Raw genomic sequence first — 9062 nt, 5'->3', positions numbered from 1 at the left:
AAACTGTCGTAATGATATAAGAACGGTAGTGGTAAATCCTGTGTGACCGTCTTTTTAGTGATTTTGCAATTGTGTATCTTCCAACCAATCGTCTTGTCGCTCAGTGCTTCGGCCAGAATGAGCGCGTTAGGCTCAATGCTTTGAGTGGGGGCTTGAGTCTCATTTTCAGTCTCAGCGCTGCTTGGTTGTTTTCCATTATTGAATACAGAGCCAGCTGTGACAGACGTTTGCGCTGCTTGAGCAGGTTCTGTGTAAATGTTACTCATATTTGATTGAGTCGGCAAAGTAGACGAATCCATAAACGTAGTGTTGTTAAAGTAGAGGGTTAATATAACATTTAAAGCGCCTGACTCGCCAACCAAATTAGTGAGCTACCGCGATTAGCTTACGTATTGCGAATTTTTAATAACGAGTGCTATCGCAACTTGTGCTTAAACGACATTTCGTCCACTATATTACAGGTTGTCCCACCCCCTCTAAAAGCTGTTGAGCAACCAATAATCAAACAAGTAAAGGAAAAAATAATGACCCAAGCCAATGAGCAAGCCGCGTATGACGATAACAATATCTTTGCCAAAATGCTAAACGGTGACATTCCCTATCACAAAGTTTATGAAGATGATAAAACCCTTGCTTTTATGGATATCATGCCACAAGCAGAGGGGCATGTGCTGGTGATTCCTAAGCAAAAAGCCGTTGATTTGGCGGATCTTGAACCAGAGTATGCCGCAGCGGTGTTAATGACCGCTAAAAAAGTCATGCAAGCACAGCGTCAAGTGTTTGCGCGTGAAGGCATTATTCAGATGCAATTAAATGGTAGCGAGGCGGGTCAAACCGTTTTTCATTATCACGTGCATCTCATTCCATCGAGTATTCATCAGCTCGGTCGACATGCAGTGACCCAAGCTGATCACACAGAACTGGCTGAAACGGCTAAGCAACTTGCTGCTACCATTACTGTTTAGTAATAAAAAAACGAGATAGCTGTCGAATTAACAAGCAAAACGTAAATTGTTCCAGAATAAAATAAAAAAGTCGCTAACAAGCGGCCTTTTTTATTACTTGGTAATAGTCATGTAACAATCGTTAAAGTCATGTTACAAGTTGGGCGCTTGTCTGGGGTTTTTGAGCATAGTGTGATAAAAATTGTATTTGTTTAATAATAACTGATGCATTTTCGCCTTTGTGAGTCACTTTTTATAAAAAAGGCACTGCTCCTTCTGATTATTAATCTTGATATCGAAGATTATTTTTCATTGCTACTTTTTGGGGATATCACTTTCTATGAGTAAATTACCTCGCTCCACTATTTTGTTGCCGGTTTTTGTACCGGCAGCAGCGATTATGCTGTTATTGGTGATTGGCACAGCCATCAACCCTGACGCTGCTGGCGAGCTGTTCAGCAAAGTGCTGGCATTTACCACCGACACTTTCGGCTGGTTTTATATGTTGGCAGTCGCCATATTTTTGATGTTTATTATCGCCTTGGCATTTTCGCCTTATGGCAGTATTAAATTGGGCCCTGACCATGCGGAGGCTGAGTATAAGTTTCTGGAATGGTTCGCCATGCTGTTTTCCGCAGGCTACGGTATCGCGCTATTGTTTTATGGCGTAGCAGAGCCCGTATTGCATTTTGCCAGTCCGCCACTTTCCACGCCGCAGACGATTGAAGCTGCCAAAGAAGCCATGCAAATTGCCTATTTCCATTGGGGTTTTCATATTTGGGCGATTTATGGCGTAGTAGGTTTGTCGCTGGCGTATTTCTCTTTTCGTCATGGCTTGCCATTGTCGGTACGCTCAACGCTATATCCATTAATCGGTGACAAAATCTATGGCCCTATCGGACATACTGTTGATGTGTTTGCGATCGTGGGTACGATGTTCGGTATCGCCACCAGCTTGGGTCTGTCGGTGGCGCAAATTAACGCGGGTCTAAATTATTTGCTACCAGAGATGGTGCCAGTTAATACGACGGTGCAGGTTATTATCATTGCTTTAGTAACAGCAGCTGCCTTGGTTTCCGTGTTGGCAGGTATGGACAAAGGCGTCAAGCGCTTGTCTATCTTAAACATGGTATTAGCAACGGCACTCATGTTATTTGTCTTTATCGTTGGTCCGTCGATTTTTATTCTCAATGCTTTCATGGAAAACACGGGCAGCTATCTGGGCAATATCGTTGAGCGTACTTTTAGCTTGCAAGCATACCAATCGAGTGATTGGATCGGTAGTTGGACACTATTTATTTTTGCATGGACGATTGCTTGGGCGCCTTTTGTGGGTCTGTTTATTGCCAAGATCAGTCGCGGTCGCACCATTCGTGAGTTTGTATTGGGCGTCATGTTAGTGCCAACGCTATTTACCTTCTTTTGGTTTTCAGTGTTTGGCGATACGGCACTGCATATGATTATGGTCGATGGTTACGACGCGCTGATTAGCGAAGTGCAAAATAACCAAGCGATTGCGTTATTTAAATTGCTAGAGAATTTACCATTCACGCAGATTGTCTCATCATTGACGGTACTGTTAATTATTACCTTTTTTGTGACGTCATCGGATTCAGGGTCATTAGTGATTGATTCGCTCGCTGCGGGTGGACGTAGTGATACGCCTTGGTGGCAGCGCTCGTTTTGGGTGGTCACCGAGGGGGCGGTCGCAGCGGTTTTACTTATCGCAGGCGGTCTGAGTGCATTACAAACAGCAGCTATCGTTAGTGCTTTACCGTTTGCAATCATTATATTAATTTCGACATTTGGTATGTGGCGCGCACTACGTATTGAAGGACATCGCAATCAAAGCCTAGCCAATGACAACCATCTGCCGCCGCATCTACTTAAGCTTGACGCATGGCGTGATCGTATTGACTATATCACCAATCAACCAACGCGAGATAAAGTGCTGGGTTATATCAAAGGTACGGTTTTATCATCGATGCATGAGGTGGCAGAGAAATTTGCCGAAACAGGCTGGTTGCCTGATGTGAATTATGATGAGGTCAATAACCGTGCTGTATTGGAATTAAGACGCGGTGATAACGTTGAGTTCTGGTATGAAGTTCGTTTGTCAGAGCATGAAATTCCTGACTATTATACGGAAGATATGGCCAATGAATTACCACAAGAGCACCATCATCGTGCTGAGGTGTATTTGCGCCGTGGTGGTCAAACCTATGATTTATATGGCTATCAATCAGAGTCGGTGATTAACGATATTATTGATCAGTTCGAAAAATACCTACACTTCTTAAATGTGTCGCCAGATAGTTTGCCGTGGCGTATGCAGGAGCATGATGAGGACATCACACTAGAGCAGGGCAGTGTGTTTGATAAGTAAGGGTGCACTGTTGAAAGAGTAGTGTTTCTTAATGCAAGTTATTCACGTTAATAGCTTGCAATATGCGTACGATTCCTTAGAATAACGGCTTGTTTTTATTATCTTATTTTAATTAATGGCAAGCCGTTTTTTATGTCTACTGATTCTCCTGCTTTACCGTCGTCTTTGCCAGTATCTGGCCATCCATTATTGCAGCCATTGAATATCGGCGGCTTGACGATTGAAAACCGCCTCATGGTTGCTCCTATGGCGGGCGTGACGGACAATCCTTTTCGGCGATTGTGTAAATCATTTGGTGCCGGTCATGCAGTGAGTGAAATGATTATCGCTGACACGGCGCTTTACGCGCGCAAAAAGTCCTTGTATCGTGCCAATTTTGACAATGAAATTGCACCTATTTCAGCGCAAATTGCAGGGGCTGAACCTGATAAATTGGCAGAAGCGGCACGCTATCAGATTTATAATGGCGCACAAATTATTGATATCAATATGGGCTGCCCTGCCAAAAAAGTCTGCCGTAGGCTGGCAGGTTCTGCACTGTTGCAAGACGAAGATTTGGTTGCGCGCTTGTTAGATGCGGCGGTAAATGCTGTCGATGCACCCGTGACCTTAAAAACGCGATTGGGTTATGAAAATGGTCGTGAGAATATCTTGCGTGTGGCAAAGCGTGCTGAGCAAGCAGGTATTGCAGCGATTGCCGTTCATGGGCGCACGCGCGAGGATATGTATACTGGCGAGGCGCGTTATGAGCTGATACGCGAAGTCAAAGAAAGCATCAATATTCCCGTCATTGCCAATGGCGATATCGATAGCGCGCAAAAAGCCCAGCGTGTCTATGAGTTGACAGGTTGTGATGCTGTGATGATTGGGCGTGCTGCCCAAGGACAACCGTGGATATTCCGTGATATCGAGCACTTCTTACGCACTGGTGAGAGTCTTGATGCACCGAGCGTCAGTGAGATAAAAGAGATCGTACTGGCGCATTTGCAAGAGCTATATGACTTTTATGGTGAGTACTCTGGCTGCCGTATCGCTCGCAAGCACATTGCTTGGTATACCACAGGCATTCCTAATTCTAATGCTTTTCGCCAAGCGATGTATGGCGAAGAAAGTACCGCTGGACAGTTTCGCGTGGTCGAAGATTTTTTGCAGGCGCACGAATAGTAAGTGAGCAAACGGCTCATGCTAAGCGTTTGTTAAATGACAAAAAAAGCTTTAAAGCTCGTCCACTTTAGCGGTATGTGGTTCTTTTTTGAGCACTGTATTTTCTTTTTGCCAAGGAAATTTGCCTTCTAATTCTACTTGTAGTGACAAGCTCAAAAAAGTCCGAATGAGTACGATAAAACCTAGTACTAGGACGCTGCGTAACGTCGGTTCTGTGACGACAGTCGCCATAATATCAGCGGCGATGAGGACTTCTAATCCTAACAAAATAGATTTACCGACGGTTTGTCTGATTTCGATATAGGTTTCGTGATTAAAACCACTGGTTAGGCGAATCCCTCGATAAAAAGCAAAAAACAATCCAAAAAACATAATAAGTACGCCAATGACCTCGACTATCTTAGCAATTAAATCAATGTAATGAGCTAGAGTTGCAATCAAAATAGATACTCCTTATCGATGCTCGGTGAAAAGCGTAAGTCTAAGCAGTACTGCGATTATACGTTTATCGATCCTTATGATCGGCAAATTATCTGGCTGAGACGGCGGTTTTGTTCACTTTAAGCCATAATTTTTTGCTATGCTGTAATCGAACATTCATAGGCATAGAAACAACAAAAAGGATTTTTTATGGCCAATCCCTCAAAAAAAGCAATCAACAAAGCGGTCAAAGATAAGCATATCATTATCACAGGGGCATCAAGCGGTATTGGTGAGCGTACAGCGTATTTACTCAGTGAATGCGGTGCGCATGTTATCTTATTAGCACGTACCGAAGACAAACTAAAAGCCGTTAAAGAAAGTATCGAGGAGCTTGGTGGCAATGCCAGTTATTACCCTTGTGATTTGACCAATATGGATGATATCGAAAAAGTTAGCACGCAAATTTTGGCAGATTTCGGACATGTTGATGTTTTAGTCAATAACGCTGGTCGTTCAATTCGGCGCTCGGTTCACGAGTCTATTGATCGTTTCCATGATTTTGAGCGTACTATGGATATCAATTACTTTGGCGCGGTTAAAATAGTTCTTGGGTTTTTGCCGACGATGATTGAACGTCAGACTGGTCAAATTGTGAATATCTCCTCTATTGGCGTATTGGCAAACAGTCCGCGTTTTGCCGCTTATGTTGCCTCAAAATCGGCATTGGATGCTTTTAGCCGCTGCTTAGCTGCTGAAGTGAAAGGCGATAATGTGACGATTACCAATATTTTTATGCCATTGGTACGCACGCCTATGATTGAGCCTACTAAGTTGTACCGCTACATGCCTGCGCTTATGCCTGATGAAGCAGCGATGATGGTTGCCAAAGCGATTGTCCATAAACCAAACAGTATTGCCAGCAACATGGGTAAATTTGCGTCAGCTACTTATTCACTGGCACCAGCAATCAACGTTGGTATTCAGTCGATGGGTTATCGTATTTTTCCAAGCACCCGCGCTGGACTGACTACTGATAAGAAGCCAAGCCTTGCTCAGCGTGCCTTTGCCAGAATACTTCCTGGTGAGCATCATTAGAATAGGCTGTATATGAGCCTTGATTTAGAATAAAAAAGGACGCTGCGGTGTCCTTTTTTAACGCCTTAAAAATTATTAATGTTGATACAAAAGAGGAGAGAGGGCAGTAGCAGCCTTTTTTTTCTTAACGCTTTATTATGATCAAAACCTATTTATAACTGTCTACCATCATCACTCTTATGAGAACTAAAGTTGAGTCAACTCAAATTTAGATTTAGATATGGCACGGACATTAGATCATAAGTCGTTTCGGGTCATAAATGAGTCAATCATGGCAGCTCAAATCGTGATTGCCATGATGTTAGATCCTGTATGAGTCAGGATAATGTTTAAGGCATATGTCAGTCGGCTTATAATGAAAGCTCCGCCCCCAACGCTTATGTCCTGTAAAGTACTTTAACCACATGCCAGCCAAATTTGGTTTTTACCAAATGTGGGGTGAAGAGTTTGCCGCTGAAGCAGATTTTATCAAATGCTGGTACCATGTCGCCTTGTTGAAACTCACCTAAGCTGCCGCCTTTTTTACCTGATGGGCAGGTTGAATGTCGTTTCGCCAGCACATCGAACTTAGCGCCTTTTTGAAGCTTGGCAATAATATCTTCAGCCTGTTCTTTGTGTTTTACTAAAATGTGTAATGCGCTAGCTGTACGAGCCATAATGTAAACCTTTCATAAAATATCAATTATCGGGGCATTATATCACGGCTTATCTTGGTTGCTAACTTCACTTGTATGCGCTACTTTCTCAAAATTCATTATCTACACAGGGGCTACTATTTGGATGAGAATCGGTGTCTTTTGAGTGTCGCTGTCATTACATCGGTGCAATGCATTTGGGTAGATGTGCATGAGCAGATCAATCGCACCTTGATCTGAGCTAAGAATCAAGGGTAGCTTACGAGCCCAATCAAGCCTAATGGTTAGGCATTAAGCGCTTTGCTAACTTTTTAATATCGTTATTCCCAACAGGATCTAGTGACTTGGCATACCATAATGATCTGCGATTAGCTCAACAGTGCGCGATTGGGCGCGGCGCGAATAGCCCTGAACCACCATCATGACCTCATCCACCCCTGTCTGCTCCTGAAGATCCTCTAAACCTTTTGCGACCTCATCAGCAGTACCATGAAGGGTTTGATCGGTATACTGCTCAATAATCTGGCGCTCTTGCATATTGCCTTGAAAAGCCGCCACTTCATCAGGAGGCAGCAAAGCAAAAGGTTTGCGCTGGAACATTCTTAACATTGCCATGGCAGACGATGTTGATTGGCGACGTGCCTCTACAGGATCTTCATCTGCAATCGCACCAATACTGACCAAACTATATGGCTTGGCTAGAATTTTTGAAGGACGGAAGTTTTCTCGGTAAATGCGCATCGCATTTAAAACATCAGCACTACCAAACTGTAGAGCGAACGCATATGGTCTGCCAAGCTGTGCTGCCATGTGGGCTGAATAAGTCGATGACCCCAGGATCCAAACATCAGTGGCGGTCTTTGATGGTGGCACTCGGTTTTGCTCAGCTTGCCACGGACCTGGCACCGCATGAACCTCCCTATAAGGATGGTCTTTTGGAAAGCTGTTTTCTAAAAAGCCCAACAATTCTGCAACTTGCTGAGGAAATTCATCGTTTGCTGCCTGATGCCGACGCAAAGCTGACGCCGTTGCGCCATCCGTACCCGGCGCCCGTCCCAAACCAAGATCAATTCGTCCTGGCGCCATCGCATCGAGCATACCAAATTGTTCAGCGATGACCAAAGGCACATGATTGGGTAGCATGATACCGCCTGCACCAAGTCTAATGCGCTCAGTTTCTCCAGTCAGCCGAGCCACCATCATCTGCGGCGAAGGAACCGCAGCCCCCGGCATGGCATGATGTTCAGACATCCAAAACCGCTGAAAACCCCTTTTGTCTGCCAGCTTTGCAAGTGCAATCATCTCTTGAAAGGTGTTCTCTGCCGTGTGACCAACGCCGGTGAAGGCATTGTCGAGCACCGAAAGAGCGAAAGGGGCGTTGCCTGAATGATTTGGAATATTCATAAACGATCTCATTTTTATCTTATTAACGATGCATGACAACACACTTTGGGTATTGCCACACAAGAAAGATTTAAAGACTCAGCCATCAAGCACTAGAATTTATAGGTTTGACCATCATTAGGAACAAGCGCACGCTGCTTGTCTAAGTGCTTTTCTTCGATAAAGCGGCGCAGCTCTGCTTTTGTGAGGGTGGCATGATTTACCGTATCCATATGCACGCTCACAATCTGAGCATTAGGAGAGAATTTATACGCACGATATACATCGTCTTTACCCATGATGATAGAGTCATCAACAAAGGTAGTTAACTTCGCATAGCCTGTATTAAGGATGACCGCATCAGGCTTATAGCGAGTGAGTGCATCTTCCACTTCCTTATTCCAAATGGTATCCCCTGCGACATAGACAGTCTTGTAGTTTGGTTTTTGAAACACAAGTCCCATCGTTTTGCCCAGCAGTTCAGCTAATGGCGCAACCTTATACATCTCATCAGTGCCATGCTGCCCGATGGTTTTATTGATTCTAGTGCCTTTAAACACAACCCCTTGCTCAGTTAATACTCTGACATCGGTAAAACCATCTTTACGTACGATTACCGCATCGGCTTCATCTTGGGTAAAAATTGGCATGTCACGAGGCACGAGGTTGCGTGCGGCATCATCCCAATGGTCAGCATGAAGATGCGTCAAGATAATGGCATCCGCCTTAAGCACTTCGGCAACAGTCATCGGCAAATCCACCATTGGATAGCGTATTTGGCTATTTACTGTGCCATCAAACCCTGGATAAGCGTTTTTAGCTGCTAGCATCGGATCCACTAAAAACGTGGTGCCAGCATAATCAAGCTTGATCGTGGCATTACGGATTTGCTGAAATTGAACGGTATTGGTCACTGTCTGTTTTACCGCGTTAGAATTTGCTGTTGGACTGGCAAAGGTGGTACATGCCGTTAACAACATGACGCCACTTAACAGTGTGGTGCCGGTCAGTGATTTTACGATATTCATAATA

At 44.2% G+C, this 9062-nt stretch carries 8 protein-coding genes and 1 pseudogene; 4 read left to right on the top strand and 5 right to left on the bottom strand.

Annotated features, from left to right (window positions below):
- Nucleotides 1–266, bottom strand: a pseudogene (locus tag B2575_RS12805) (hypothetical protein); the annotation flags it as partial.
- Nucleotides 267–524: 258 nt separating this feature from the next.
- On the opposite strand from B2575_RS12805, the gene B2575_RS12800 reads away from it, so the two are divergent.
- From B2575_RS12800 to dusB, 3 genes are all read left to right on the top strand, one after another.
- A complete protein-coding gene (locus B2575_RS12800; RefSeq protein WP_087814376.1) occupies nt 525–965 on the top strand; it encodes an HIT family protein in 441 nt (146 codons plus the stop codon).
- Nucleotides 966–1284: 319 nt separating this feature from the next.
- Nucleotides 1285–3330, top strand: a complete 2046-nt coding sequence (locus tag B2575_RS12795) for a BCCT family transporter (RefSeq protein WP_045452155.1) — start codon at nt 1285–1287, stop codon at nt 3328–3330.
- 132 nt (nt 3331–3462) lie between these two features.
- Nucleotides 3463–4494, top strand: coding sequence for a tRNA dihydrouridine synthase DusB (gene dusB, locus B2575_RS12790; protein WP_296242494.1), 1032 nt, complete (start codon nt 3463–3465; stop codon nt 4492–4494).
- A gap of 51 nt (nt 4495–4545) precedes the next feature.
- Here the strand turns inward: dusB and B2575_RS12785 are convergent, their stop codons facing one another.
- A complete protein-coding gene (locus tag B2575_RS12785; protein WP_201604077.1) occupies nt 4546–4935 on the bottom strand; it encodes a DUF1622 domain-containing protein in 390 nt (129 codons plus the stop codon).
- Between the two features lie 189 nt (nt 4936–5124).
- Here B2575_RS12785 and B2575_RS12780 point away from each other — a divergent pair, with 189 nt between their 5' ends.
- Entirely contained in the window at nt 5125–6012 is an 888-nt protein-coding gene (locus tag B2575_RS12780; RefSeq protein WP_296242490.1) for an SDR family NAD(P)-dependent oxidoreductase, read from the top strand.
- A 377-nt stretch (nt 6013–6389) separates the two neighbouring features.
- Here the strand turns inward: B2575_RS12780 and B2575_RS12775 are convergent, their stop codons facing one another.
- The 3 genes from B2575_RS12775 to B2575_RS12765 form a co-directional block, all read right to left on the bottom strand.
- Nucleotides 6390–6668 carry a peptidylprolyl isomerase gene (locus B2575_RS12775; RefSeq protein WP_060490868.1) on the bottom strand — a complete coding sequence of 93 codons (279 nt, stop codon included), beginning with the start codon at nt 6666–6668 and terminating at the stop codon, nt 6390–6392.
- A 315-nt stretch (nt 6669–6983) separates the two neighbouring features.
- On the bottom strand, nt 6984–8051 hold the full coding sequence (locus tag B2575_RS12770) for an LLM class flavin-dependent oxidoreductase (protein WP_296242486.1): 1068 nt from the start codon (nt 8049–8051) through the stop codon (nt 6984–6986).
- 92 nt (nt 8052–8143) lie between these two features.
- Nucleotides 8144–9058: an MBL fold metallo-hydrolase gene (locus B2575_RS12765; protein ID WP_201605640.1), complete on the bottom strand. Its 915-nt coding sequence runs from the start codon at nt 9056–9058 to the stop codon at nt 8144–8146.
- Nucleotides 9059–9062: the final 4 nt, after the last annotated feature.

This window comes from Psychrobacter sp. UBA6739, assembly GCF_002453835.1.
GTDB classification, from domain to species: Bacteria; Pseudomonadota; Gammaproteobacteria; order Pseudomonadales; family Moraxellaceae; genus Psychrobacter; species Psychrobacter immobilis_A.
The sequence above is the reverse complement of the archived record's forward strand: the minus strand, read 5'-3'. Positions and strand labels throughout refer to the sequence as shown.

Coding starts and splice junctions, on each gene's coding strand:
- B2575_RS12800 (WP_087814376.1), top strand. CDS start 525: ATGACCCAAGCCAATGAGCAAGCCGCGTATGACGATAACAATATCTTT.
- B2575_RS12795 (WP_045452155.1), top strand. CDS start 1,285: ATGAGTAAATTACCTCGCTCCACTATTTTGTTGCCGGTTTTTGTACCG.
- dusB (WP_296242494.1), top strand. CDS start 3,463: ATGTCTACTGATTCTCCTGCTTTACCGTCGTCTTTGCCAGTATCTGGC.
- B2575_RS12780 (WP_296242490.1), top strand. CDS start 5,125: ATGGCCAATCCCTCAAAAAAAGCAATCAACAAAGCGGTCAAAGATAAG.
- B2575_RS12775 (WP_060490868.1), bottom strand. CDS start 6,668: ATGGCTCGTACAGCTAGCGCATTACACATTTTAGTAAAACACAAAGAA.
- B2575_RS12770 (WP_296242486.1), bottom strand. CDS start 8,051: ATGAATATTCCAAATCATTCAGGCAACGCCCCTTTCGCTCTTTCGGTG.
- B2575_RS12765 (WP_201605640.1), bottom strand. CDS start 9,058: ATGAATATCGTAAAATCACTGACCGGCACCACACTGTTAAGTGGCGTC.